This is a genomic window from Sphingobacterium prati, assembly GCF_013167215.1.
Lineage (GTDB): Bacteria > Bacteroidota > Bacteroidia > Sphingobacteriales > Sphingobacteriaceae > Sphingobacterium > Sphingobacterium prati.
This window is the reverse complement of sequence record NZ_JABJWY010000014.1, coordinates 1-25893: the sequence shown is the minus strand read 5'-3', so window position 1 is coordinate 25893 and position 25893 is coordinate 1. Positions and strand designations below refer to the sequence as shown.

The 25893-nt window shown below is 35.8% G+C and carries 26 protein-coding genes and 1 pseudogene; 13 read left to right on the top strand and 14 right to left on the bottom strand.

What is annotated here, in order from left to right; all coding sequences use genetic code 11:
- Window positions 1-13: 13 nt before the first annotated feature.
- Window positions 14-577 (top strand): annotated as a pseudogene (locus HPC41_RS25755) (IS66 family transposase); the annotation flags it as partial.
- On the opposite strand, the gene HPC41_RS25750 reads toward HPC41_RS25755, so the two are convergent.
- Window positions 466-894 carry a transposase gene (locus HPC41_RS25750; protein ID WP_425501172.1) on the bottom strand — a complete coding sequence of 143 codons (429 nt, stop codon included), beginning with the start codon at window positions 892-894 and terminating at the stop codon, window positions 466-468. The pseudogene HPC41_RS25755 and the gene HPC41_RS25750 sit on opposite strands and share 112 nt — an antisense overlap.
- A 153-nt stretch (window positions 895-1047) precedes the next feature.
- The gene (locus tag HPC41_RS03695; protein WP_172392637.1) at window positions 1048-1242 is read right to left on the bottom strand and encodes a KOW domain-containing RNA-binding protein; all 195 of its coding nucleotides are present in this window, start codon (window positions 1240-1242) and stop codon (window positions 1048-1050) included.
- Between the two features lie 844 nt (window positions 1243-2086).
- Here HPC41_RS03695 and HPC41_RS03690 point away from each other — a divergent pair.
- The 4 genes from HPC41_RS03690 to HPC41_RS03675 all read left to right on the top strand — a co-directional run bounded on the left by HPC41_RS03690 (window position 2087) and on the right by HPC41_RS03675 (window position 5703).
- Window positions 2087-2977, top strand: a complete 891-nt coding sequence (locus HPC41_RS03690; RefSeq protein ID WP_216660648.1) for an arginase family protein — start codon at window positions 2087-2089, stop codon at window positions 2975-2977.
- Between the two features lie 410 nt (window positions 2978-3387).
- Entirely contained in the window at window positions 3388-4008 is a 621-nt protein-coding gene (locus HPC41_RS03685; protein WP_172392635.1) for a Crp/Fnr family transcriptional regulator, read from the top strand.
- Window positions 4009-4075: 67 nt separating this feature from the next.
- A complete protein-coding gene (locus tag HPC41_RS03680) occupies window positions 4076-4594 on the top strand; it encodes a Crp/Fnr family transcriptional regulator (RefSeq protein WP_216660647.1) in 519 nt (172 codons plus the stop codon).
- 125 nt (window positions 4595-4719) lie between these two features.
- The gene (locus HPC41_RS03675; protein WP_246250354.1) at window positions 4720-5703 is read left to right on the top strand and encodes an SDR family oxidoreductase; all 984 of its coding nucleotides are present in this window, start codon (window positions 4720-4722) and stop codon (window positions 5701-5703) included.
- A 418-nt stretch (window positions 5704-6121) separates the two neighbouring features.
- Here HPC41_RS03675 and HPC41_RS03670 read toward each other — a convergent pair whose 3' ends face one another.
- The 5 genes from HPC41_RS03670 to HPC41_RS03650 all read right to left on the bottom strand — a co-directional run bounded on the left by HPC41_RS03670 (window position 6122) and on the right by HPC41_RS03650 (window position 11778).
- Window positions 6122-7651: a GMC family oxidoreductase gene (locus tag HPC41_RS03670; RefSeq protein ID WP_172392633.1), complete on the bottom strand. Its 1530-nt coding sequence runs from the start codon at window positions 7649-7651 to the stop codon at window positions 6122-6124.
- Window positions 7652-7967: 316 nt separating this feature from the next.
- Complete coding sequence (locus HPC41_RS03665) at window positions 7968-8495, bottom strand: putative antibiotic biosynthesis monooxygenase (RefSeq protein ID WP_172392632.1); 528 nt, start codon at window positions 8493-8495, stop codon at window positions 7968-7970.
- Between the two features lie 11 nt (window positions 8496-8506).
- Window positions 8507-9961 (bottom strand): aldehyde dehydrogenase family protein, encoded by a 1455-nt coding sequence (locus HPC41_RS03660; protein ID WP_172392631.1) that lies wholly within the window; start codon window positions 9959-9961, stop codon window positions 8507-8509.
- Window positions 9962-9985: 24 nt separating this feature from the next.
- The gene (locus HPC41_RS03655) at window positions 9986-10447 is read right to left on the bottom strand and encodes a nuclear transport factor 2 family protein (RefSeq protein ID WP_172392630.1); all 462 of its coding nucleotides are present in this window, start codon (window positions 10445-10447) and stop codon (window positions 9986-9988) included.
- A 473-nt stretch (window positions 10448-10920) separates the two neighbouring features.
- On the bottom strand, window positions 10921-11778 hold the full coding sequence (locus tag HPC41_RS03650; protein ID WP_172392629.1) for a LysR family transcriptional regulator: 858 nt from the start codon (window positions 11776-11778) through the stop codon (window positions 10921-10923).
- A gap of 73 nt (window positions 11779-11851) precedes the next feature.
- Between HPC41_RS03650 and HPC41_RS03645 the strand changes: the two genes are divergently transcribed.
- The 7 genes from HPC41_RS03645 (at window position 11852) to HPC41_RS03615 (ending at window position 16738) form a co-directional block, all read left to right on the top strand.
- On the top strand, window positions 11852-12835 hold the full coding sequence (locus tag HPC41_RS03645) for an alpha/beta fold hydrolase (protein ID WP_172392628.1): 984 nt from the start codon (window positions 11852-11854) through the stop codon (window positions 12833-12835).
- A 206-nt stretch (window positions 12836-13041) separates the two neighbouring features.
- Entirely contained in the window at window positions 13042-13623 is a 582-nt protein-coding gene (locus tag HPC41_RS03640; protein WP_172392627.1) for a Crp/Fnr family transcriptional regulator, read from the top strand.
- Window positions 13624-14194: 571 nt separating this feature from the next.
- Window positions 14195-14548 carry a nuclear transport factor 2 family protein gene (locus HPC41_RS03635; RefSeq protein WP_172392626.1) on the top strand — a complete coding sequence of 118 codons (354 nt, stop codon included), beginning with the start codon at window positions 14195-14197 and terminating at the stop codon, window positions 14546-14548.
- A gap of 36 nt (window positions 14549-14584) precedes the next feature.
- Window positions 14585-15463, top strand: a complete 879-nt coding sequence (locus HPC41_RS03630) for an alpha/beta fold hydrolase (protein ID WP_172392625.1) — start codon at window positions 14585-14587, stop codon at window positions 15461-15463.
- A gap of 34 nt (window positions 15464-15497) precedes the next feature.
- The gene (locus HPC41_RS03625) at window positions 15498-15818 is read left to right on the top strand and encodes a MoaF-related domain-containing protein (RefSeq protein WP_172392624.1); all 321 of its coding nucleotides are present in this window, start codon (window positions 15498-15500) and stop codon (window positions 15816-15818) included.
- Window positions 15819-15911: 93 nt separating this feature from the next.
- The gene (locus tag HPC41_RS03620) at window positions 15912-16136 is read left to right on the top strand and encodes a (4Fe-4S)-binding protein (RefSeq protein WP_172392623.1); all 225 of its coding nucleotides are present in this window, start codon (window positions 15912-15914) and stop codon (window positions 16134-16136) included.
- 11 nt (window positions 16137-16147) lie between these two features.
- Window positions 16148-16738 (top strand): Crp/Fnr family transcriptional regulator, encoded by a 591-nt coding sequence (locus HPC41_RS03615; RefSeq protein ID WP_172392622.1) that lies wholly within the window; start codon window positions 16148-16150, stop codon window positions 16736-16738.
- 505 nt (window positions 16739-17243) lie between these two features.
- Here HPC41_RS03615 and HPC41_RS03610 read toward each other — a convergent pair.
- The 7 genes from HPC41_RS03610 to HPC41_RS03580 form a co-directional block, all read right to left on the bottom strand.
- Window positions 17244-18116, bottom strand: coding sequence for a helix-turn-helix domain-containing protein (locus HPC41_RS03610; RefSeq protein WP_172392621.1), 873 nt, complete (start codon window positions 18114-18116; stop codon window positions 17244-17246).
- A 150-nt stretch (window positions 18117-18266) separates the two neighbouring features.
- Window positions 18267-20036: an amidohydrolase gene (locus tag HPC41_RS03605; protein WP_172392620.1), complete on the bottom strand. Its 1770-nt coding sequence runs from the start codon at window positions 20034-20036 to the stop codon at window positions 18267-18269.
- 57 nt (window positions 20037-20093) lie between these two features.
- Window positions 20094-20783 carry a hydrolase gene (locus HPC41_RS03600; RefSeq protein WP_172392619.1) on the bottom strand — a complete coding sequence of 230 codons (690 nt, stop codon included), beginning with the start codon at window positions 20781-20783 and terminating at the stop codon, window positions 20094-20096.
- A 375-nt stretch (window positions 20784-21158) separates the two neighbouring features.
- Entirely contained in the window at window positions 21159-22178 is a 1020-nt protein-coding gene (locus HPC41_RS03595; protein WP_172392618.1) for an Atu2307/SP_0267 family LLM class monooxygenase, read from the bottom strand.
- Between the two features lie 47 nt (window positions 22179-22225).
- A complete protein-coding gene (locus tag HPC41_RS03590) occupies window positions 22226-23113 on the bottom strand; it encodes a pirin family protein (RefSeq protein WP_281358778.1) in 888 nt (295 codons plus the stop codon).
- Between the two features lie 203 nt (window positions 23114-23316).
- The gene (locus tag HPC41_RS03585; RefSeq protein ID WP_172392616.1) at window positions 23317-23937 is read right to left on the bottom strand and encodes a Crp/Fnr family transcriptional regulator; all 621 of its coding nucleotides are present in this window, start codon (window positions 23935-23937) and stop codon (window positions 23317-23319) included.
- Between the two features lie 323 nt (window positions 23938-24260).
- Entirely contained in the window at window positions 24261-24908 is a 648-nt protein-coding gene (locus tag HPC41_RS03580; protein ID WP_172392615.1) for a hydrolase, read from the bottom strand.
- A gap of 527 nt (window positions 24909-25435) precedes the next feature.
- On the opposite strand from HPC41_RS03580, the gene HPC41_RS03575 reads away from it, so the two are divergent.
- Window positions 25436-25893, top strand: a 458-nt coding sequence (locus HPC41_RS03575) for a hypothetical protein (protein ID WP_172392614.1), incomplete at its 3' end; no start/stop codon positions are given.

Here is a 25893-nt window from a genome sequence, read left to right as displayed (position 1 = left end):
CCGACAAAAACAGATCTTCGCAAGGGAAAACATACAGATCCCATCCTCAACCATCGAAGGATGGACCAGACAGGCACTGGAAAAACTCGAACCATTGTATGAACAGCTGGTCGTTGACACCAAAGCTCAGGGCTATTTGCAGGTTGATGAGACCCCAATAAAAGTATTGGACAGCGATAAAAAAGGAGCTGCCCATCAGGGCTATTATTGGGTCTACCACTCGCCTTTGGATAAAACGGTGCTGTTCGATTATAACCCTTCCCGTGGTGGTCATGTACCTACACCCATGCTGGATAACTTTAAGGGATATCTGCAGACGGATGGATATGCCGCCTACGAAAAATTTGGAAAAAAGAAAGACATCACCCATCTGGCCTGCTGGGCACACGCACGCCGTGAGTTTGAGAAAGGCCTGCAGAATGACCCGGAAAGAGCCAAAAAGGCGCTACTGATGATACAGGATCTTTATAAAGTTGAGCGAAAAGCCAAAGAAGAAAAGTTATCACCTGATATGATCCGGGAGCTACGGCCCAAAGAGTCACTTCCGATCATCAACGACATGGGGAAATGGATATTCCGGGAGATAAAAAACATATTGCCCAAAAGCCAGATAGGAAAGGCTATGGCCTTTTTTAAGATAGCGAGTTCGAGTTGTGAATCCTTGAGCTTTTTCTCTAATAGACTAATACGCTCCTGCTGTCTGGTCTGCTTCAGATTACCATTTCCCGGAAAACTGCCAGATCCAAACTCTTCCGACTCTTTACGCCATTTATATAACTGCGCGGCAGAAATCCCTAGTTCACGGGATAGTTCAGCAATATTCTTCCTGGATTTGCTTAATTCCACAGCAGGCTCTTTAAATGCGCGGTCATACTTTTCACGGACTTTAATCATTATTTCAAATTTAAGATTTTTTATTGTTCTTAACTTGATATGCCGACTAAGTTAGCAACTCCAAACACTTAAAAATTAAAACCTATGTAGTCTCAACTATAAAAAAACTGAAACTACATATTCCTGTCATTTTGGAGGAGTCTTTTTCGTGTATCATTTATTTTTCTTTATATATTCCGTCCAAAGTTGGATATCCTCTTCATTGAAAAACATTTGTTGAGTTCCAGTGAAACGAATTAGATACTTCATAGTTGTATCATAATAGATAAAGACACCATACATACCTTTCATTGGCCCTGTAGTGACGGTCACGCCATCACCAATTTTAAACTTGAGGTCCTTATACATACTTTTTTTTTGTTTTTTTTTCGTACGTCTACTTTCTTTTCTAGACAATATGGTATCTTGTTCACTGAATTTCAATATTGACAATTTTTTCGATCCGTGATATGATCGTGATTCTGTATTTAGCGAGCTATTAATCCTTCGTGTAGACGCTACGGTATTTGCCCCGATAAAGAAACAAAAAACAGCAATTGCAGTAGTTTTAAAGTTCATTTTAATAAGAAAATTAACACATCATTAGTAAATTCAAAAGGTATTATACACCTTAGCCCTCCTTTATTACGTAGCCAAGTACAGGTATAAATAGTACCGATATAATTTATAACATTCCAAAATTAAGATTTGATTGTCTTTTATTTCTTTAACTAGTTAAAGAAATAAAATTAATATCTCTCGATCATATGCGTACGGAAAGATTACCGGTGGAAAGTGTAAACCACCGAAAAAACGAAACTAGCCCCAAAGTTTCTAACCAATATTCGTTAAAAAAGATGGGAAATAGATTTTTGATATCAACATATTTAATTAGAGCACGACTGCAATCAACTTTTAAAATTGTAACACGATCAGATTACAGCAAAAAAACTTTATTTCGCAAAATTCACAACCAAGAAACATACCTATATAAATCATCACTTGCGTGCAAAACGATTAGGAAAAACGCATAAAAACTAGAGGCGAAAGCCAATTATGTGATTCTGATCACACATTTATTTCATATGATATATCTAATTTTGAATTTAATTAAGTAATCAGGTAAAAATACCTCAAATATTATTTCCGTCTAAAGAACATAATAAATATGAAAAACAACAATTTATTTAATAATAAAGAAAACCATAGAGAGGTGTACTCTACCCTTCGCCTTTTATTCCCACAATGGCAAGGTGGTAATAATGCAGCCTATATATTCGGTTCAGAAATGCTTGATTGGCTAGCGCCGCATACCGACGGTCCTGTTGAAAAAGTCACCGTCCAGAATCCAAGTAATGTTCCGTTGGAGGTAGAAGATGGTATTGTAGCTAAAGAAGCACTACTTACGCAAGCGCAAGATGCACGTAAGCTAATTGAGAAACATAACCCCGAGCGAATCGTAATTTTAGGTGGAGACTGTCTAGTATCATTATCCCCTTTTGCGTACTTGAATAAAAAATACAACGGAGATCTAGCAATATTATGGGTAGACACGCATCCCGATGTGATGAATAAGTCAGTTTATCAAAATGGACACGCTATGGTTATGGGGAACCTTTTGGGACAAGGGGATGAAGATTTTGTAAATTTGGTGCCTCAACCAGTAAAACCCAGCCATGTTATGTTTGCTGGCGTACGTGAGACCCTCCCTGAGCTGCCTGAAGTGCGTATTATGGAAAAGAATTTCTTCGAACACTTTCAATTACGTAGTGTAAGTCCCGAAGAATTAGCGAATAACAATACATCTGTTATCGATTGGTTAAAGGAAATCGGTGTTCGAAACATTGCTATACACGTCGATCTCGATGTACTTGACCCGAAGCTGTTTCGTTCTCTATTGTTTTCTAATCCAGATCCATCGTTACCTAGTATAATCGGATCTCCATCTGGAGGAATGACTATGACACAAGTTACGAAACTCCTTTCCGAAGTATCAGAGCATGTGGAAGTTGTGGGACTGAGCATTACGGAACATTTGCCCTGGGATGCGATGGCACTAAAAAATATGCTTTCTAATCTACCTTTGATAGGCGGAAAGAAGTAGGGATGTAAACTTGTCCGAATAATCTTTAATAATATTGTTTGGACAAGTTGGCTCAAAAGTTAATGGTTTGACTGGATTAAAAGGATTCCATTTTTACTAAAGCAAAATTACTTTTACTCTCAAACCCTTTATTTTAAAATAACTTCATTTTCTAACGCTACCTTTGATTAAATCTCAGAAAACGCAGAACAGGACTTCCCTCTGTTTGTTCATTTGCTTAGGCAGTCTTAACATTCTCCCAATTTATACCATAAAGGAATTACCTCTTCATTAACATTCCTCGAGTGACCGTTGCATCGAATTACTAAATTCGTCTCTAATTTCTTTTTATTGGCAGAAAACAACATCCCTTCTTTAATACGAATTACATTTATTTTTATTAAATTTATTATATTTTTATCAGGATTGCGATGTTACGAAAACATATCGAGGATATTGTACCGTTAAATGACGATGAATTTCAATTTATCAAAGAATTTTTTGATATTAAATTCTACAAGAAAGGTTCTTTTATAATAGAAGTGGACCAGCATGTAAAACACGTCTTTTTAGTAAAATCGGGACTTTTAAAATTGATTTATCACGATTCCTCTGGGAAGGAACATATTATTTCGTTTGCTATGGAAGAGTGGTGGGAAACAGATTATTCGGCCTGGTTCTCAGGACATCCCGCTAAGTTAAGTCTGAAATGTATAGAGCACACCGAAGTTTATTGTCTTTCTTTAGATAGTTACCATATTCTTTGCAGTAAGCTTCAGAAAATGGAATCGTTTTTCCTTCATAAAGCTAATAGAGGACATCTGGCATCACAAAATAGAATACTGTCATTTCTGACCGATTCTCCTCACGAAAAGTACTCACGATTGCTCTCCGTCCAACCAGCACTTATACAACGTGTTCCTAAAGCAACGCTAGCAGCATATCTTGGTTTGTCTCGTGAAACATTGAGTAGATTATGGCGTACAAGTAAAGCAAATCGCAATCTGATAGTATTAGTAGGTTTAAAAGTTTTATTAATAAATTTAATTTAACAAAATGTATCAGATACTATTCAATTACATTCATAATTATTCTCAAATGATCCTTACATCAGAGGAAATGGAATTGATAAAAAATACATTTCAACCAAAAAAATTGAGAAAAAGACAATATTTCTTACAAGAAGGAGATATCTCGAAATTTACCGGCTTTATTACGAAAGGGGCTATGCGGCAATACTACGTTGATGAAAAAGGAGTAGAAAATGTTATAAACCTTTTTATAGAAAATTATTGGGCTACTGATAGGAAAAGCTTTTTTGATCTTAAACCCTCTATTTTTTACATCGACGCTTGGGAAAACACAGATTTACTGATCATAACCAGAGCAGATATGGCCGAGTTAATGAAAAAAATCCCCGCCATAAACGAAATGATCCGAATAATGGACGACAAGAATGCTATTGCTTCACAAAATAGAATTAATGCCGCCATAAGTATTTCGGCAGAAATGAGATATGAAAATTTTCTAAAGTCATATCCACAATTTATTCAACGATTTCCACAGCATCAAATTGCATCATTTTTAGGTATCACAAAAGAGACACTAAGCCGCATCAAAAAAAAAACACTCAAATAGGCCCCTGTCTTTGCTGCACTTGAAAATAAATATCATTGATCAATATCAATGATATTTATTATCTTTTATCATCGTCCCACTCTCCGCACCTAACGTAATTTTACACTGAATAACTTACCAACAAAATGTCTGATTATACAGATTGGTGGAAGCAGTTCTCTATTTTAAAAACTACTACAAACCAATATGTAAGACATATTGCAACAAAGAAGTTGTTTACAATTAATTTAAAAACAGATAAAATAATGAGTAAAAAAGTCGTATTAATCACCGGAACAAATAGTGGATTTGGATGGCTTACAGCGAATAGCCTTGCTTCCCTTGGATATACCGTATACGGAACCATGCGCGATACTAATGGGAAAAACGCTGACAGAGCAAAAGCCCTAGCGCGTGTCGAAAATGTAACAGTCTTGGATGTATCATTAACAGATGAAAAAAGTGTTAAAAACGCTATTGAAACGATCGTCGCCAAAGAAGGTACAATCGACATTCTGATAAATAATGCAGGGGTAACAATGTTTGGTATCACTGAAAGTGCCAGCCCCTCTGATGTAAACAAAGTATTTGATGTCAACGTAATCGCTCCATGGAGACTGATGAAATTAGCATTACCCTTTATGCGCAAACAAGGAGAAGGTTTAATAATTAATATATCAAGTGGCTACGGAAGATTCTCATCACCTTTCTTTGGTGTATACAGTGCATCAAAATTTGCTTTAGAAGGACTTAGCGAAAGCTCACACTATGAACTACGACCATTGGGAGTAGATGTAGCAATTATTCAGCCAGGCGGCTTTCCTACTGAAATGTCGCAGAAAATTCAATATGGTTCGGATGCTTCAGTTATTGATGAATATAAACCTTTAGCAGAGTTTCCGGAAAAAATGTTTGCTGCAATGGGGCAAATGTTTGATACGATCAAACCAAATCCACAAGAAGTTGCGGATGCAGTGATAAAATTAGTTAGCTTACCTCAAGGACAAAGACCATTGAGAACAGTTGTGGATCCAAGTATCGGTGAAATTACTAAAAAAGCAAACGATGCTGTACATCAACAGTATACAAAAGTTTTAACTGCCTATGGATTAGAAGATCTTTTGAATTAAACACCTTAACATACACAGCAAATTAATCAAAGAATTAACTGGATAATAAAAAGAGCTACCTTAATATTTGGATAGCTCTTTTTTTATTCGGAAATCTTTCATACAAAAAATTACATTATTAATTCTGGCTATATAATATCATTGCCAAATAACAACTTTTAAACTCGCAACTCCGCACTCTAAGTCAGAGTAGTCAGCTATCGAAATCAGCTGCAAACAATTAATATATACTTTTTACAATTTAATATGGCCCTAACAATTAGGATGGCTCTAGAATCAGATTTCGTCCAATAATTGTAGAGTAGCCAATGGTCTAATATTTATAATGCAATTATAGGCATCCAGCTTCGATATAAAAACTTATTTATAATCAATCAGGGAATATTATTCAAAAATTATAGTCACTATAAGAAACAGCTCACTTTACTATAGATTTTAGTATGGTATCAGCTATTCTTTCAGCTATAGCAATCACGGTTACATTTGTGGCAACGGAAATAATGTCCGGGAAAATAGATGCATCTACAACGCGAAGGGATTGAATGTGATGCACCCTACCCTCTAAATCAACTACAGCCTCTTTTGAGTCAATTGAACCCATTGGTGCGCTTGAGGTGGGATGAGAATAACTGGCAATATTTCTCTTTATGGCCATTGCTAAATCTTTATCTGACTTTATATTAGCGCCAGGAGCAATCTCTGAATGTATCAAATTAGATAATGGGGCTGTTCCAGCAATTTTTCTAGCTAATTTAGCCCCTTCTATCATTCGGTCGAGATCTGAATCATCATTTAAGAAATTTAAATCTACCTTAGGATTGACAGTGGGATTTGTAGTCTCAATCCAAACTTTTCCTTTCGAATTTGGTGTCGTTACAGACACAGCTAATACAAATCCCTTTCCAGTAGGGCTCCATTCGTCGGGAAATAAATGAGTCGCCGTAATATGAAGATCTAATTCTCTTTCTTTAGAAGTTGATGTTGATGTCCATAGTTTTGCGCCAATGGGTGGCGAATTCGTTTCAACCATTTCTTTATGAAGGGCATAAGCTGCATAATGAAAAGGATGATCTTTTATATTTTTACCAACAGGAAGGTCAGCATTCACAGTTATTGATAGTTTCTCTAAATCATTTTTATCTCCAATACCAGAACGAAGTAATATTGCTGCACTTCCAAAAGTTCCGCCTGAAATAATAATTTCATTACCTAAAAATTCAACTCCGTTAGCTAACACAATCCCAATAGCTTTCTTTTCTTTAATCAATACTTTGTCAACTACCGCCTGTGAAAGGATCGTGAGATTTTTTCTTTCCCGGACAGCATTGGTTAAATATGCCATTCCTGTATTGACTCGTACACCATTAACAACATTCATACGATATGGACCGACACCATTAGCATTGGCACTATCAAAATCGTTGATTAATTGGTATCCAACTTGAACCGTCGCATCAACAAAAGCCTTTTGAACATTTGTTATGTCACTCCGTAATAACTGCCGAACGGGCAATGGTCCATCAAAACCATGAAGCCCCTTATCTCCCGAATCACTTGCCTCTAATTTCTTAAAATATGGAAGAAGCTCATCAAACGACCAGCCAGGAAGATTCCATCTTTTTAAGTCTTCGGGCCGCGCACGAAGAGCCACAGCACCATTAATGGCCGAACTTCCACCTAAAATTTTCCCCCTTGGCAAATCTATTCTATTTCCATAAAAGGTGGGTTCCGATTGAATGCCCCAATCATGTACAGCCTCCCCCCCTACATTATTTGCACTTGAAATTGTACTGGGGTATCCCCATGCTGGGTAATCATTTCCCCCTTCTATAAGTAAGACATTTAAATTACCATTTTCACTCAAACGTGATGCCATCACAGCTCCAGCGGAGCCAGCACCAACGACTATAAAGTCATATTTTGCACGCAGCTTTTTTGAATTTCTCATAATATCTAATGTATAGTGTAAATTATATCCTAGAATATACCTTTACAATCTCATGACCAAATGTGTAGTTGGACCATATTAATGATTGTTTTTTTACTCATGGCTCAAAAGATTTTTTTGACTCTAGGTAGAGTACTACTCTTCAATTTTAGAATTATAGTATTGTCCGATTCTACATAATAAATATGCATCAGATTAATGCTCAAATTCGATGATAAAAGATAAAAAGTACAATTGACTTTTGTCAACATTGGACAATAACCTACAGTAAGTCTCATCAAGGTCTAAATCGACATAGATAAACCAAATTCAAAATTTAGTCAATCTCTAACCATCCCTTAAATAACTTTAGAATCAATGGCATTGCAAAGTAGACCATACAGATAGATATTATTGTTCCAATTAGGACACCAGCCACAAATGTTGACGAAATGCCTAAATGCGTTAGAATTAGTTGCACTAAAATCGGAATAACTTGTGTAAGCGGGTAAACTGCAATTATAGAAACTACTACTTGTTTCCATTTCTTTATCGTCTTTTTAGACGAAATATCAAACCAAAAATTATCATGTTCATGCAGTATTTCTCGCCTTTCTATGGCAATTCGTTCAAGTTCTTGCAGCAATTTCTTTCTTGTAGCCGAACATAGCCATTTCTGTGCATTTGCTTTGTTATCAAACCGTAATACAACAGAATGATACGGTTGCTTCGGATTAAGTGGCAAATCAGTTTTATCTAAAAAGCCATCGGCAAGTTGACTGTTCGCATCCATCCTTTCTCTCCATTCATCGAATTTTTGACGTTCTGCAAGCAGCTTATATCGAACAATAATAGTGCTGTTCATAATCTATATGATTACAATGTACCCGCTCCGTGAAATATGTGCTTATATTCAACAAAATCGTGAATAGCATTCAAACCATTAAGTCTACCCAATCCACTCATCTTATATCCCCCCTCTTCAAATTCATCATTTACCACAGCCCAATTGTTGATCCATACAGTTCCAGCATCCAATTCGCGAATTACTTTTAAAGGCAAATCCACATTTTGGCTCCAAACGGAAGCTGCCAAACCAAATTGGCTGTCGTTTGCCAAAGCAATTGCTTCTTCGGGCGTATCAAATATTTGGACAGTTGCTACTGGACCAAAGATCTCTTGTTGAACGATATCAATTTTATTATCCTCTGGTTTTACCTTTAGTAAGGTTGGGCGATAGAAAGCTCCGGAAGTAAGGGAACCATGAGTAATTTTACCGCCACGAACCAAAATTTCTGCACCATCAACAATCGCCTTTTCCACTAAAGCATCTATCCGGTCAACATTGGCGTGATCAATAATTGGTCCCATGTCACTGGTCGGATCCGACGCCGGTCCTACTTTTACTTTTTCCAAACGCTTTGTAAACTGTGTGATAAAGGAATTTGCGATACCACTTTGTACTAGAATACGGCTTCCAGTCATACAGAATTGTCCAGCGAAAACGGTAATTGCTTTCTCAAGAACAGGGAGGGCCTCATCTAAATTGGCGTCGTCAAATATCAACATGGGAGTCTTGCCTCCTAACTCAAAACCAAAACGTTTCAATTTCGACGCTCCGTTTTGCATCAGAATACTACCAGTAGACGTGCTGCCGGTATAGGAAATTGTCGGTACATCAGGCGACTCAACCATTAAGGAAGCACCTGCATGACCACTTTCAGTAAACTGATTGATAACTCCTATTGGCAAAGTTTTGACGGAAGCCATCACTTCATTAATGACATAGTTTGTCTGCGCCGTTTGGGAAGGCATCTTAATAACAGCTGTACATCCAGCAGCTAATGCGGGAGCCAAAGAACGAATCATAAGAATGATTGGCGAATTCCAGGGTGCAATGATTCCTGCTACCCCAATAGGCTCTGCTAATAACATACTAAATCTACCTGGTTGGGTCTCCAAAGCACGGCCAAACTCAGTTAAAGCTTGTGCCGCATAATAACGCAGTTTAGGTGCAACCAGACTAATTTCAAATATGGCTTCTCTGGCTACCTTGCCATTCTCCATCATTAATATCTCTTTTAGCCTTTCCGTATTTGCCTCGAAAGCATCAGCAAGTTCATTTAAAACTTTATATCGCAAATGTCTATTGTGTTTCCAATCAGAATTTTTGTAAACTTCTTTCGCAACTGTTATTGCCTTTAAAGCCTCTGCCTGACCTCCATCTGCATATACACCGATTTTCTCGCCTGTAGCTGGGTTTATACTATCCTTGTGGATGGCGCTATCAACCCATTCACCGTTTATCCAATTTAATGCTATTTTACTCATTTCAAATTTCTTATACTATTAATATCACAGTTTAAATTCAATTCCGTTTGGGTCACTATGGAAAGTTCCTGCCGGAGTAATCCTAAAACTTCCAGTTGTTGCAAGTGTATCTTCTAGGAACATGAAATGATAAATCTTTTCATCCTTCACCTTGGCCAATATTGAAAATGGAGAAGTTACCTGTTTATTCAGTGTTCGGGAAGTGTAAGTAAAGCTTCCAAAAACTGCTACTTTTTCATTTTCTGAAAAAATATCCTGCACCTCAAAATCTTGAATTGTCCAAAATTCATTAACCCCAGCAAAGGTATTAATAAACCCTTCTGCTCCTTCATGATGAGTGCCCGCCCAAGGTAATATTGATTGTAGTTCAGGATTATTAAAATTTAAGGAAATGTAAGTGGCATTCTTATCAACTACTGATTCAATCACTTCAGGATTGGTAGTGTTTGCTAAAAAAAGTTCGATAGTTTCTTTTGGTGTTTTCATTTCTTTGATTTTTATGTTTAATAATAATTTAATTCCAAAGGGACTATATGTTATCTTGATTATTTAATTATCAATAGGTTTAGGATTTACCACTCGGAAATACATAATTCAACCCTAAATATTGTAATCAACATAAACATGATTAAAAGTTACCCTCAATTTCAACATGTTATTAGCATTATAATAAGCTGTAATTAAGGTCGTAATGCCTTTAACATAATATCAACAAAATTAGGAGGAAACAACTTACAACAAAAGGTATGAAAGTGTTAATCAGTGGTAAAAATCGGTCAGAAAAATTATTGTCAATTGGATATGCCGACTTTAGATTGTTAGCACCATGGTATAGCTTGATGTTGTCATCGATACTATAGGAATAATCCCCAATAAAAAGTACCGTAAGCATCTTATTTGGAGATTTCTGCGAGATGAAGGATTATTATTTAAAGAATTCAGTAAATATGGAGTATATATTAATGAAACAAACTCATAAATGCATTAAGTAACGGATCTGACGTATTTTCTTTTCGGTAGATTAGAACAGTTTTGATCGCTCCTATTTCTGTAGGGAGAGAGAATATTTTTAGTTTTCTTTCCTTGTAAAACGTCGTAATTAATTCCTTAGGCAAAAAACTAAAACCAATCCCAGACTCAATGAAATTTACCACGCCTTCAATAGAACTCATTACCGTCCTATGGTAATTGCTAATTTTTTTACTTCCTAACCACGACTCCAATCTAGCTCTGAAAAAACATCCCTGATCAAATACAATTGTCTTTATTTGCAATTGCTGAACTAACTCATCCAGACTGCTTATTCCGATTGGTGCAACGACGACTAAAGATTCGTCCATAATATGCACTTGTCCAAGTTCTTCGGAATCTATTGGAGCAGGGACAAAAGCTGCATCTAATTTGAAATTTAACACATCATCAATCAATTTATCTCGCATCGCGGATTTAAAATCAATTTCGATTTGGGGAAATTTAGCCGCTAATTCATTGACAAGGCCTGGGCCTCTAAGTGCCATAGTTGTCTCCAAAAAACCAATTCTTATTTGCCCATTAATTGTGTTCCCCCCCCCTAATGAGAGCTTGGTCTCAGCTATAATATTTGAAATTTTCTTGCTGCTTTCCAGCAATGTAAAACCCGCCGGAGTGAGCGATACCTTACGTGAAGTACGTAGAAATAGTGCTGTTCCAAATTCGTCTTCTAGAATTTTTATTCTCGCTGTTACATTGGATTGGACTGTATGCATAGCCTCAGCCGCCTTGGTAAAGCTTCCATGGTAGGCTACCGCATCAAATAATTTTAGGTCATTTAAATTCATTATCACAAATTATGATTCAAACTATCAGTATTAATCGTTTATTATAATCAAAAATACTATTTAACTTTGAATAATGAAAAAATTAAGCACTAAAGTTATATGGATTAGCATCCTTGTAATTTTTACATTATCAACAAACTATAAAATTATGGCACAATCATTTTCAACAACAAAGTTAGGTGCAGAATCAATTGCACACAAAATTTACCACCGCAAGGTCGAAGTAGCAGGTCATCAAATCTTTTACCGTGAATCTGGCCCTAAAGACGCTCCAATAATATTAATGCTGCACGGATATCCAACGTCATCGCATATGTTTAGAAACTTAATTCCGATTTTGAATCAAAAGTATCATATTATCTCACCCGACCTTCCGGGATTTGGATTTTCAGATTCTCCAGAAAGAGCCGACTTTAACTATACATTCGAAAATTTAGCCATTGTAATGCAAAAATTTATAGAGAAATTAAACCTCAAAAGATTTGCCGTCTATGTTTTTGATTACGGTGCACCAACTGGATACAGGATAATGCTTAACAATCCGGAAAAAATAACTGGCTTTATCTCACAAAACGGAAATGCTTACACGGAAGGTCTTGGACCAGCATGGGACGCTGTTAAAAAATATTGGAAAAGCAACGACAATAAAGATCGTGATGCCTTACGAGGATTCGTAAAAGAACAGGAACTTAAATTTCAATACTTTACAGGTGTCGATGATCCCGAATTAATCGCTCCTGAAACCTATTTGTTAGATCAATATTTTCTAGATCGTCCTGATTCCGATGAAAAACAGCTCGATTTATTATATGATTATCAAAATAATATAGCGTTATATCCTGCTTTCCATAAATATTTCAGGAAGCACCAGCCTAAAGCGTTGATCGTATGGGGCAACAAAGATCCTTATTTCCTTCCTGCTGGAGCTGAGGCTTATCGTAATGATCTGTCTAATGCAGACGTAAAATTCTATAATACAGGGCATTTTGCACTTGAAACACATGCTATCGAAATCGGGCAAGATATACTTCAATTTATGGAAACTCTTCCTAAATAGAACATTTGTAATTATTAATTATCAAATCAAGAATCAATTATTAATGGCCCTATTTCTGTTTAGTAGGGCCATTAGGAATCTTATACAATAAACTTAATACATAATAATTAGCATACTGGATCGATTAATATTAATTGCAATGGTCTAGATAAAAACAATTTTATTATAAAAAAAATTTATATTATATTTACAACTAGTCTACTGCTATGCATCCACTTCTTCAGTATATAAATAGCTACGCCACCACTTTATTAACAGAAAAGGATTTCACCTATTTCATCGGGCATTTTATTGAAAAAAAAATCAGAAAAAAACAATATCTGCTCCAAGAAGGAGATATTTGCAAATATATGGCATTCATCTTAAAAGGATCAATGAGAAAATTTTATGTTGATGAAAAGGGTTTGGAACACAATGTAGATTTATACGTTGAAAATTGGTGGGCAGGAGACCGTGAGAGTTATGCGCTACTCACGCCCACCCAATTCAATATTGATGCGTGCGAAGATTGTGAACTACTACTACTTTCTAGAGAAAACAACCTCAAACTACAAACGGAATGCCCCTCATTTAACGAATTTAGATTAAAATTGGACGAGCTAAATCAAATTGCCAATCAGAAAAGAATTACCAGTACCATCAGCAATTCCGCAGAAAAACGTTATGCTGATTTTATTGAACGACATCCCTCTTTTGTCCAGCGATTCCCTCAACACATCATTGCTTCTTACCTTGGAATAACGAAAGATACCTTGAGCAGAATACGAAAAAGATCCCTGAAGAGGTAAAATCGTCTCCAATTTATATTTTAGATGATATAAAATTATAATTTCCCATCGCAATACATTTCTCCAAAATGCTCAACTAAGATAATGCCACTGAATATAAAAATATCGACAAATGTCGACAATTTTATATGCCATTTATCTATCAAAATTATTCCATAGTTGATTTAAATTTGTTTAATCAAATATTTTAAGACAATTATGAAAAACACACCCTCAGCTGGCCTGGTTGATTCACTTCGTCCAGACAACATTGATACGATCTTGATCGATCATGAACCATTTCAATTTATGAATTTAAAAACTAAGAATCTACGATGATCATTAACACTCCTGTGGATTAGGCGAAAGTATAACAGGTACACCTCTTATTTACAAACGTAGCACCCCTCCACTTAATATAGTTGAAGTTATAATTGCCGTCAAGCTTAATAATAAAAACAAATGCATCCTAAAATTCATCTTGCATCCACAAATTCAATATCTAACCTCCTTAATTATGGAAGTGATATTCCATGCTGATTGAATTTATTTGAAAAGGAATAATTATTTTCTATTTAAAGTTATAATTAAGATGAACAAAGATCTAGCGGAATTAATGGAAACAAATCTGGCTTATGTCTGGAATGAGAGAGACAGCTATATCCGGTTTAAATCAATTGCGGCGATTTATTCAGAGCAATGCTTATTACATCTGGGGCACCAAGTATCTGGCTATACGGCTATAAATAAAAGCCTACAGAAAATTCTTGGTTCCATACCCACATCTTTTAACTTCTTTCAGCTTGGGCAAACCGAGACCAACAGTAATATAGGCAGGTTATTGTGGGGGCTTGGCCCAGATATAAACAATATCGTAGCCACGGGAATGGATATTGCAGTTTTCGAAAATGGAAAAATAAAGTCATTATATGTCTTCCTGGACTAAGATCATATAAAATATCACAATTAAATTTAAAATAATATGAATTCATTGATAACATCGGAAGCTTCGATATTAGCTTCACAAAAAACAAAAAAAATAACAACTCGTAAAGAATTTATTAAAGTTGAAAAAAATATCAAACTGCATGTAACGGACCTCGGAGAAGGAAACCCTATCGTTTTGATACATGGATGGCCCTTAAGTAATGCGATGTTTGAATACCAATATCATAGCCTAATAGAAAATGGATATCGGGTAATTTGCATTACTCTAAGAGGATTTGGAAAATCAGATAAACCTTATAGTAATTACAATTATGATGTTTTTGCGCAGGATATCCATATAATAATTAAAAAATTAAATCTTCAAAACGTCACCTTAGGTGGCTTTTCTATGGGCGGAGCAATCGCAATCCATTATGTTGCAAAGTATAATAATCCTGTAATACAAAAACTTGCTTTATTTGGAGCTGCGGCTCCGCAATGGACCGCACAAAATGACCCCTCGATCCATTTCACCAAAGAAAGTGTAAATGAATTAATTGCGCTAAGTAAGATTAACAGACCAAAGCTCATAGAAAATTTTGGTAAGCTTTTCGCTGCTAACAATAATGCTTTACCACTTGGCATTACAAATTGGCTATATGGCATCAACATGGAAGCGTCTGCATATGCCACCACCCAGAGCTTAATAGCCTTACGTGATTCGGACCTGAGCAATGAACTCTCACAAATTAGTTTACCTACTGCTATTTTTCATGGTGAACTAGACGCAATTTGTAAATTCTCACTAGCCGAGCAAATCCATCGGGGAATCGCAAACTCTTATATAGTAAAATTTAGGAATAGTGGACATGGTTTATTTCTCGAAGAGAAAGAAAAATTTAATTCGGAATTGATTGCATTTTTGCAAAAGTAATACAGGGATATAAGATACGAAGTTATACATTCAGATGAACGATACATTATTGGGTAGGCGATATTTGATGTATTCAGGTATTCTCATCATCGAACTTTTTTTTGAAACAGACTGCTCAATGGTTATTACAGTCATCGAAGGAGGATCATTAGCGCGAAGTGGTTATACCGAACGCGTTGATATCAGCATTTTAAAGCTTCGAACAAAGCTTTACCTTGTCACTTGGAAGGAACAATCAGGAGCCACTGTAACCCACATTGAAGATCATGAAAATGGAATTGCCTATTATAATACAACATTAGCTGATGGCACATTTCACACGATGCGAGGTACAATTTGGTTACTCGAAAAATAAATAATTTCTAAAAAAATTGCCCACCATTAAGCGCGATAGGCTTAGGCTAAATAATCTAAATAAATTAAATACTCAAAAAAAAGAAATACCATTATGGAAATATATGAATATTCGAAAGAGGAAATCACGATTATCTGGAAACCACAGATATGCCAGCATGCCGGCATTTGCGTTCATACGTTATCTAAAGTTTATAATCCAAAGCAGCGTCCGTGGATTAGACCTGAAAATGCAAGCATACAGGAAATTATGGACCAAGTGGCCAAATGTCCCTCACAGGCATTAAGTATTAAAAACAAGAATTCTAAGCAGGTTTAAATAGCAACGTGATGTATTCTACCATCTTAAACAATATTTCTAAATACGTAACATTAGACGCACAAGAAGAGTTGCTTTTTACCGGAATGCTCACTTTTAAATCTATTCCAAAAAAAACAATTGTTCTTAAGGCTGGAGATATATGTGACTTTAATGCCTACATACAAAAAGGGTGTATCCGTATTTTCTATATAGATGACAATGGATACGAAGTAACATTATCTTTTGCAACACAAGATTGCTGGGTAAGCGATGTGAGCTCATTTTACGAAAGGATTCCTTCCTTATTTTCAATCGAGACATTAGAAGAGACCGACATATATTTTCTATCTTCTCATGCTAAAGAGGAAATATGCAAATCAATACCAAAACTTGAGGGAGTATTTTATAATCAAATAATACAGAATTTATCTTCAATTCAAAAAAGACTGGTAAAAATTTTCACTACAACAGCTACTGAAAGGTATGAAGAATTTATTAGCGTATATCCATCAATTCTACGCAGAATACCTTTATATTATATTGCATCTTACTTAGGTATAACACAAGCCTTTTTAAGTAAAATTCGCAAAAACTTCACTAGAAAAGGTAGTATGAAATAAGATTAATGGTATTCTGCTGACAGTCCACACAATAAACTATAACGCATGATTGATTAACAGAATATGCAGAAATAAAAAACACATTAGATAGTAAGACTCATGACACAGATAATCCCAACTACTATAGAATCAAGCCCGTATAGTATTACACTTAGAGCAGTACTATTTCTAATCCAAATCTTGTTTTTCTTATCGTATTTGTCATTACTATTTATAGGAATAGAAAAATACAGGCTGGATGTACGTCAACTCAGTATCATTTCCAAATGACTATTAAAAAGATTATTCTCTTATTATAGCTACTCTTATAACAAAATCTTGTTTTCTCAAGACTTACAATAATACAAAGGAAGGAAATTATTGCATATTGTAAAGCTCCAGTGCACTGTATCAGAGAATTAAAACATCTCTGCGATTTTCAACAAGCAAAGAGTCCTACCAATCGTTTGTAGGTGTACTCCAAGCGTAACTGATTCATGCAATAAAAAAGTTTAGGGAATTAGTATTAAAAGAGCGATTGACGAAACTGTTCAGGTGAAATTTTGCTGTATTTTTTAAAAAACTTTGTAAAGTTGGTAGGCTCGTTAAATCCTAATTTGTATGCAATCTGCTTGATTTGGAGTGAAGGGTCAATAAGCATACGCTTGCTCTCCATTAATAAAGACTCTTGAATAATTACTTTGGGTGATTTACCAAAATGCAACTCACAAAATTTCTGGAGGCATCGAATACTTATGTCGAGCTCTTTAGCAAAATATGATACTGTTGATTGTTTTCCTACAGAAACCTCGACTAATCTCTTAAATTGTAAAGCATATAGCAATTCCCTATTTTTTCGAATGGAGTTGTCAAAATTACCTCTTATCAACCTTACTAAAAATAACAATAAGGTCGAAAGATGATTTTGTAATAAGTTCTCTTGCAATGTATCATATGGATTTGACAATTCCTGCTTAATCATATGAATCATCAGATCAACATTCTCCCGTTTATCATCATCCAAATGAAATGGGCAGTCAAATGATAATTCATTTAGAAACCTTGAAATTTCTGATAAAAAATATTGAGGAGATTTATGCAATAAAAAATCCTCGGCAAAAGCTATAATAACACCCTCTGAATCAAAACCTGGAAGAAAAGCATGAACCTGATTAGGCCTAATTATTAAAAAATCGCCCTGTTTAATTTCACATACCTGAAAGTCAAGCAGGTGCTTCACCCCCCCTTGTGTTACAAAAAACAAAATATAGAAATTGGTGCGATGAGGCCTAACTACGCTTCCTTTTCCTTTGCGTAATCGCTCAGACAAAGAAATAATGTGTATCTTCTGTCTCTCATTACTGATGGGAGTAAAATTAAAAGTCTCGATTTGTCTCATAAACCCATCAATGAGTTAGCTATACATTTATAATTATACTTTTCCATTTTTAACTTACTTTATCATAAAATTCAGATTACTAAATTATTCTTCTGTTACTTTGCCAATTACTCAAAGCTTTTACCATTGTATCTATGTTTAATATATGATTTAATTATTTTGATAACCACCATAGTATTTAACTGGGCTCCATGAAGGAATAACGGGTAGTGGTGTTGGAGCGTAATCGCTGTATTCGTTATTCGCAAATACTATTTTACCATCAACGATGGTTAATTGGCTTGTAATATTTTTTATCTGATCATCTGATACTGCAAAATAATCCTTTTCTAGGATCACTAAATCAGCGAAATAACCTTTTGCAATTTTACCTTTTTTCTCTTCTTGTATTAATTCATAACCTTTATGAGTCGCTAGTCGCAATGCTGTAGTCCTATCTAATACGTTTTCTTTTGCCATAATTTGATTTCCCCCGATGGTTTTACCAGTCGTAATCCAATAGAGTGCAATCCAAAGATTATAAGAGGCTACACGCGTTCCATCAGTACCCAATCCAACGGGGATTCCTAATTCCAACATTCTTTTGACAGGTGGAGAATTTAGAGCGGGCTTTTTACCATAACGCTGAACAAAAATTTCTCCCTGATAGGCCATTCTATGTTGAATAGCGATTCCACCGCCAAGTAACTTGATACGTTGCAAATTCTCCTCACTTACTGTTTCAGCATGATCAATCAACCAAACTAAGCCATCGAGCGGGGATTCTTTGTCGACCCTTTCAATTACATCCAAAAATCGAGAGATACTCTCGTTGTATGTGGCATGTAGTCGGAAGGGCCATCTGTTTTTGATAAGTAGGCGTATTACTCTTTCTAATTGGAACTCCATAACAGGTGTAAGTTCTGGCCTTGGAAATAAAAAATTTTCAAAATCAGCAGCATCACCTACAATATTTTCCCCTCCTCCTGCAGCATGATAATCAACTTTATTCGTAGGTTTCTCAGCATGCAACTCTATCATACCTATCCATTTCTTGTAATCTTCAAATTCACTTCCCTTTTTTTGTGCAAATAAAAAATAGGGTAAACGAACAGTAATTTTTCCTTGTTTACTCAATTCGCCTGTTATACTGTAATCGTCAGGGAAATTTTGAAAACCTCCACCAGCGTCCATCACTCCAGTCACTCCAAGTCGATTCATCTCACTCATAAACTGAATGGTAGAATTTAATTCCTCAACCTTAGTGAGATTAGGTAATTTAGCTAATGTGGAATACAGAATAAATGCATTAGGCTCAGCAACTAACAAACCCGTTGGATTTCCATTTATATCTCTTTGTATTAACCCTTCGGACGGGTTATCTATATTGGCCGTTATGTTTAACGCCTTTAACCCAGCTTGATTTAACCAAGCTTTGCCATACAAATACAATATAAATGTAGGAACATTACCAGTAGCTTCATTTATTTCTTCTATGGTTGGAAGCCTTTTTTCCTCAAACTGATATTCATTCCATCCTCCCACAACGCGTACCCATTGACCATTTGGTGTACGCTGGGACTGCTCTTTTAGCATCTCTAATGCGCGTTTGATCGACTTTACACCATCCCACCTTAATTCAGAATTGTAGAAACGACCTGCCCGTATCATGTGCATATGACTATCAAACAAGCCTGGGATGACACGTTTACCTTTTGCATCAATAACTTTGGTCTTTTTCCCCTTTAATTTAAGAATTTGCTCATTTGTGCCAGTCCTCAAAATTCTATTTGCAGAAATAGCTAAAGCTTGAACTTCAGAATTTTTTTCATCTAAAGTAGAAATTTTCCCATTTGCTATAATAATATCGGCATGCTGTGCGTATAGCATCGATACGTTATAAAGAAAAGCGATAAGGAAAATGCTTTTAATTATTTTCATAATCATCTATTTATTAAAAAGGCAGATTTAACCCTGCCTTTAAGTTATTACTGTTTCTTAATGCTTTAACATTTCTCTTGCATATTGAACTCCTACGCCGTAAGCACCTCCATACTTAACGACCAAGTCGTTAACAGGCTTATATGTCTCTTGACGAGCCCAATCCCTTTGAAGTTCCAATAAATACTGCAATGAAGTAATTGGTTTTGCTCCTGCCTGAACCATACGTACTATTGACTGCTCATGAGCTTCTTTTGAAACATCTCCAGACGCATCGGTAATAACGTAAACATCATATCCCTCACTAATAGCCGATAGAACCGGGCCGACTATACAAACACTCGTCCATAATCCTGCCATTACTATCTTCTTTTTACCTTTACCTGTGATTGCTTTGTGCGCATTTACATCTTCCCAAGTATTCATAGTTGTCCTATCAATATAACCAGAAGTTGATTCAGGATAGAATTCTTGTATTTCTGGGAATACTGGGCCACTGAATGACTTTTCAGCAACAGTGGTCACAACAGTAGGCACATTAAAAATTTTTGATGCACCAGCCACTAGTCCGACATTATTTCTCAATTCTGTCGTCGAAATATTATGTGTAGCAAATGCCATTTGACCTTCGTGATCAATCAAAAGTAATGAGTGATTGGTTGGATTTAATAATTCAGGACTCGGTTTTTGAGCATAAACAGCAACTGAAGCCAAGCCCAACACAAATGATAAGATAACTTTTTTCATTTTTTATATATTTAATTTGATTACAAATAATTTTAATCCATTGTACTATTAACAAACAGCTTTTTAAACGCCTCTCTTACACATACCCACAACAATTATAAACTTTTAATCACCTATAGGTAATTGCATCCATTGGAATAAGCATCGCAAATCTCACAGGACAAATAGACCAATTTCATAGGCATTAGTAGTATCACAAAGTTCCAGTATTATAAACTAAAACTTGTTTAACTAGTTAAAGATCGGCTTATTAAATATCTATCCTGAAGGACGATAGATTTGCAAATAGAGGATTTACACGTTAAAAAGAGGGCTTTGCTCCCTTATACTATAAGATCACTTTGAAGATAATGGATGTTTTAAGTGAAATATGATCTATCGCTCATTGACCCTGGGAATTACTTCTTCGCCTATAATTTTAATAGATTGTAATAATTGTTCATGATTGAGACCTGCATTATCCATTTGGAATGTAAAGCGATCTACTCCTCCCAGCGCTTCACTATGCCTAAGTATTTTGGCAGCAACCTGTTCGGGTCCTCCCACTACAAGTGCTCCTTTTGGCGCAATCATCCTTTCAAAAGCTTCCTTTGTGACAGGAGGCCAGCCCCGCTCCCTGCCTGCTTTAGTCCACAATTCAGCATATCCTGGATAGTATTCAACAATGGCTTCTTCATCTGTTCGTGATACATAACCTGGTGAATGTAGTCCCACCGAAAGTTGATCCGGCCTAAAACCGGCTTCATGGCCAGCTTTTCTATATAAGTCAACCAATGGGCGAAAACGAGCGGTATCTCCGCCTATCACGGCTACCATTAATGGAAGTCCAAGCTTTCCAGCTCTAACAAATGACTCTGGAGTCCCCCCTACCCCCAACCAAACTGGTAACTTTTTTTGAATAGACCTGGGATAGACAGGCTGATTAACCAACGAAGAACGGTATTTGCCTGACCACGTAACAAATTCATTCTCTCGGATAGCTAAGAGGAGTTCCAGTTTCTCATTGAAAAGCTCGTCATAATCACCTAAATTATACCCGAAGAGTGGAAATGATTCGATAGCAGAGCCTCTTCCTACGATAAGCTCTGCCCTTCCTTTTGAAATCAGATCTAAAGTCGCAAAATTTTGGTAAACTCGTACAGGGTCCGATGTACTGAGAACCGTAACAGCACTTGTTAAACGTATTCTCTCTGTCCTAGCAGCAGCAGCAGCAAGAATTACCGCCGGTGCGGAATCCAGAAATCCCTTTTTATGATGTTCACCGATACCATATATTGCAAGTCCCGACAAGTCGGCCCTTACAATTCGTTCCAATAATTGTTCCATAGCATCAACACTTTGAAGCGTTTTATTACCGTAAAGAGCTGAAGCAAAACTATCAATTCCTATTTCCATATTTTATAATCTCGATGTACAAATGTATTTGAGGAAAGAATTTACGGCTAAGATAGGTGATTTGGTGAGGGGCCTCCGGCAGGCTTGCTTTTATCCTCTGGTAAAGGAACAAACTCTTGATTGTCCATTGGAGGTAGAATAATACGTCCTTGCTTCCAATCCTCTTTCGCTTGTTCGATCCTTTCCTTTTTGCTAGAAACAAAATTCCACCATATAAATCTCTCACCGAGATGTTCTCCACCGAGCATCATGACAGTACTTTGCTCTTTAGCGATTAGCAAAGGATCTATACCCTTTGTAAAAACGAGTAACTGACCAGATTTATAAATAATACCGTTAACTTCAAGACTCCCCCTCACAATATATGCCCCTCTTTCACTATGTCCGACTGGTAGGCCAAAATGTGCTCCTTGATCCAATTCAACATGGACGTAAAATAAGGGGGAATGTGTTTTGACCTCACTTGTCAGGCCATAAGCATCACCTGCAATCAGCCGCATCCAGACCCCTTTGTCTGTAAACACAGGTAACTGAGTGGGCTTATAATTTGTGAATGATGGATCGCTTTCTTCCTCTTTTTCCGGAAGTGCCACCCAAGTCTGTATCATCTCAAGTTTACCTCCTGCAAGCATTACAGGGTCTTCAAAGCGCTCACTATGAACTATCCCTTTACCAGCTGTCATCCAATTTACTTCTCCAGGAGTAATTATTTGCTCTACACCTAAACTATCTCTATGGGTCACCATACCGCTAAAGAGGTAACTTACTGTAGATAAACCGATATGTGGATGAGGTAATACATCCAAACTTCTTATAGACTCTATTGGAATATTCAAGGGGCCTCCATGATCCATAAAAATAAAAGGACCAATCATTCTACGGAGTTGGTAAGGCAATATCCGCTTAACAGCAAAACCTTCTGAAATTTGAGCCATTCTGGCTTCTATAACAATATCTAACATATAACAGAAAATTAAAACTTAACATGAAATAATATAAATTTCGTAATGTTCATTTTAAAAGCACATTCAACAAAATTATATCCTGGAAATATTTAAGAATACCTGATATTCAAGTTCCCAGATTGATTAAAAATAGTAAATCCGATATTTGATGTAATTGATTAATTTTACACATCCTATAGGATATTCATAATTAATGTATTCAACAATATTATATATTTGTTGCCACAGAGCCTTTTTCTAATGGTACTAATAAATGCAGGAGATACACCTAAATATGAAGCGATATAGTATTGTGGTACTCTAGCTGGAACTGAAGGATACATTTTTATAAATTCTAGATAACGTTCGGTCGCAGATTTAAGAATCATATTCACTAGCCTATTTTGAAAAACGGATAAATTTCGTTGCACTAATAATCTAAAGCTTCTTTCAAGCTTCGGAATTTTAGCAAATAATTTCTCCTTAGTTTCTAAGGTAAATACATACATTTCAGTATCTTCTAGGGTTTCTATGGTAAAATCTGAAATACTTTTCTCATAAAAAGAACATATATCAGTTATCCAACAATCCTCTATCGCAAAAGACAACGTTACTTCACAACCACTTTGATCCATATAATAAACACGGGCACAGCCTTTTTTTATGAAACCTTCAAACTGACATATATCACCTTCATGGTGAATAATCGTTTTTTTAGGTATCATCCTTAATTCCAGCACACTTTCAAAAAAACGTTTTTCATCAGTGGTTAGCGAAGTAAATCTGGAAATGTTATTTAAAATCATATCGTCCATAAATCACGCATTTAAAAAGTGAATAGATTCCAAATTCAATGAAAGTTTAATATTTAAATAAACAACTACTCTAGCAGGTATTCGAAAGTCTATTTTAGAAATAGGATTTCAGTTAAAATTAATGGTTAGTTTACCCCTGTGTTCACAATCAGTATTTGTATTGAAAAAAATATATGAACTCAACTTGCTAAATCAAACAATTCATTTAGCAAGCTAAGTTCATTTTATTTCATCCAAAACTATTAAAGTAGGACTTTTTATTAATAATCAGCTTCTATCAATTTCTCTTCACATAAAAGATTATAGAATAAATATCGCTCCAATTATTTTTTTGAAGCGGAGTCAAACCCAAACTGGATGCCAGCTGTACCGCCTGTCTCTATAAATAATTTCAAAAATCCAGGAACTGTCTCCGTTCTTTTCCAATCTCTTTGGAGCTCACAGAATAATTGGACAGTACTAATTGGTACTGCTCCAGCATTTTCTAAGCGTTTAATAGCGGTATCATGTGCAACCTTAGATGTTCCACCTACAGCGTCAACCACCATATATACTTCATACCCCTCTTTAAGCGCATCCAGAACTGGAAAAGCGAGACATGCCTCCGTCCATAATGCGGTGAATATGAGTTTTTTTCTTCCTGTTGCTTTTACAGCTTCTACAAATTCTCTATCCTCCCAAGAATTTATTGATGTCCTATCAATAGATGGAATTCCTTCCAAATGTTTCTTAATTTGAGGGATGGTTTCGTGGTTAAGTCCTGAATTCACATTAACTGTTGATAGGACAATCGGCACATTATATAATTTAGCGGCTTCGATTGTTCCATTAATATTATTAATTAATAATTGCCTATCCATAGATGCAATAGAATTAATCTGAGGAGCTTGATAATCAATAATGATTAAAACTGAATTATCACCAGTTAGCAGATGGTCTGCTTTTGTGTCACGAATTGGTAAACTACTCATTTTACTTTATTATTTAGTGTTATTATTAAAATTATTCTGTAATATAAATTAGCATATTCAAGCCATTGCGAATAGTCACAATTCTGCAGAGCAATATAAAGCGGATTGCTCTTACATCTCCTTGACCTAAATTAGCATTATAATCAATATTGTACACCTCAATTGATAAGGATCTGCCAATATAAGGCAAGTCAGAAACAACCTATCCTCGATTCAGTATACTCTGCAACTTGTTGATTATTATCTCACGTTTTTTTCAACCACCGCACTAAAGTAAGGGATAATATGAAGCAGATCCGCTGCTTCAAAAAATTCTTTCCGCGCTCTAGTATTCAGTATTCATAAAGCAAATTTAGTAGATGTCGAACGCTAGAATCGTAGATAAATGACAAAAAAAATTGTCGACATATATCTACTCCGCAACAGTTACTTTTTGCGAAATCAGAATACTACCTTAATAAATCGCTGGAACTATTGAAAAATATAACATAGCTATAGCTTTTAATACCTATCATTATTTAGGGAATTTGGAGGAAAGGAGGCTCAACCCCGAAAAAGCTATACAGTATTATGAAAAGAGTTTAGTCAATGCGAAAGAGGTAGGAAATAGAGACCTAATTAGAAAAAGTTATAAGTTTTTAGCGGACTATTATCGAACCTATAAATTAGGAAATGAAAAAGCTAGGGAATATGAACTAGCGTATGTTTTATTGAATGACTCCTTGGAAAGTGAAAATAAACAGGTAATAGATGTTGTCCTTAATCAGGTTTTGAATGCGAAAGACAAGGAGTCTGATATAAAGGTGTCAAAAGCGGTTAAAATTTCAATCGTAGCGTTGGTATTGCTTGTTGTGGCGGTCACCTATTTCGTATGGCGATCGAAGCACAACCGTAAGATTTTGGGCCAGAAAGAAGAGGCATTACAGGAAACGGAATCGATCAATAAGGAATTGACCGAGCAGATCGGGGAAAATAAATTCAATAA

What these genes read in the sequence shown, in the direction of transcription:
- HPC41_RS03635 (WP_172392626.1), top strand. Translation starts at nt 14,195, where the DNA reads ATGAACAAAGATCTAGCGGAATTAATGGAAACAAATCTGGCTTATGTC.
- HPC41_RS03675 (WP_246250354.1), top strand. Translation starts at nt 4,720, where the DNA reads ATGTCTGATTATACAGATTGGTGGAAGCAGTTCTCTATTTTAAAAACT.
- HPC41_RS03665 (WP_172392632.1), bottom strand. Translation starts at nt 8,495, where the DNA reads ATGAACAGCACTATTATTGTTCGATATAAGCTGCTTGCAGAACGTCAA.
- HPC41_RS03670 (WP_172392633.1), bottom strand. Translation starts at nt 7,651, where the DNA reads ATGAGAAATTCAAAAAAGCTGCGTGCAAAATATGACTTTATAGTCGTT.
- HPC41_RS03680 (WP_216660647.1), top strand. Translation starts at nt 4,076, where the DNA reads ATGGAATTGATAAAAAATACATTTCAACCAAAAAAATTGAGAAAAAGA.
- HPC41_RS03655 (WP_172392630.1), bottom strand. Translation starts at nt 10,447, where the DNA reads ATGAAAACACCAAAAGAAACTATCGAACTTTTTTTAGCAAACACTACC.
- HPC41_RS03595 (WP_172392618.1), bottom strand. Translation starts at nt 22,178, where the DNA reads ATGGAAATAGGAATTGATAGTTTTGCTTCAGCTCTTTACGGTAATAAA.
- HPC41_RS03645 (WP_172392628.1), top strand. Translation starts at nt 11,852, where the DNA reads ATGAAAAAATTAAGCACTAAAGTTATATGGATTAGCATCCTTGTAATT.
- HPC41_RS03650 (WP_172392629.1), bottom strand. Translation starts at nt 11,778, where the DNA reads ATGAATTTAAATGACCTAAAATTATTTGATGCGGTAGCCTACCATGGA.
- HPC41_RS03605 (WP_172392620.1), bottom strand. Translation starts at nt 20,036, where the DNA reads ATGAAAATAATTAAAAGCATTTTCCTTATCGCTTTTCTTTATAACGTA.
- HPC41_RS03585 (WP_172392616.1), bottom strand. Translation starts at nt 23,937, where the DNA reads ATGGACGATATGATTTTAAATAACATTTCCAGATTTACTTCGCTAACC.
- HPC41_RS03685 (WP_172392635.1), top strand. Translation starts at nt 3,388, where the DNA reads ATGTTACGAAAACATATCGAGGATATTGTACCGTTAAATGACGATGAA.
- HPC41_RS03600 (WP_172392619.1), bottom strand. Translation starts at nt 20,783, where the DNA reads ATGAAAAAAGTTATCTTATCATTTGTGTTGGGCTTGGCTTCAGTTGCT.
- HPC41_RS03615 (WP_172392622.1), top strand. Translation starts at nt 16,148, where the DNA reads ATGTATTCTACCATCTTAAACAATATTTCTAAATACGTAACATTAGAC.
- HPC41_RS03620 (WP_172392623.1), top strand. Translation starts at nt 15,912, where the DNA reads ATGGAAATATATGAATATTCGAAAGAGGAAATCACGATTATCTGGAAA.
- HPC41_RS03660 (WP_172392631.1), bottom strand. Translation starts at nt 9,961, where the DNA reads ATGAGTAAAATAGCATTAAATTGGATAAACGGTGAATGGGTTGATAGC.
- HPC41_RS03625 (WP_172392624.1), top strand. Translation starts at nt 15,498, where the DNA reads ATGAACGATACATTATTGGGTAGGCGATATTTGATGTATTCAGGTATT.
- HPC41_RS25750 (WP_425501172.1), bottom strand. Translation starts at nt 894, where the DNA reads ATGATTAAAGTCCGTGAAAAGTATGACCGCGCATTTAAAGAGCCTGCT.
- HPC41_RS03610 (WP_172392621.1), bottom strand. Translation starts at nt 18,116, where the DNA reads ATGAGACAAATCGAGACTTTTAATTTTACTCCCATCAGTAATGAGAGA.
- HPC41_RS03590 (WP_281358778.1), bottom strand. Translation starts at nt 23,113, where the DNA reads ATGGCTCAAATTTCAGAAGGTTTTGCTGTTAAGCGGATATTGCCTTAC.
- HPC41_RS03695 (WP_172392637.1), bottom strand. Translation starts at nt 1,242, where the DNA reads ATGTATAAGGACCTCAAGTTTAAAATTGGTGATGGCGTGACCGTCACT.
- HPC41_RS03630 (WP_172392625.1), top strand. Translation starts at nt 14,585, where the DNA reads ATGAATTCATTGATAACATCGGAAGCTTCGATATTAGCTTCACAAAAA.
- HPC41_RS03580 (WP_172392615.1), bottom strand. Translation starts at nt 24,908, where the DNA reads ATGAGTAGTTTACCAATTCGTGACACAAAAGCAGACCATCTGCTAACT.
- HPC41_RS03640 (WP_172392627.1), top strand. Translation starts at nt 13,042, where the DNA reads ATGCATCCACTTCTTCAGTATATAAATAGCTACGCCACCACTTTATTA.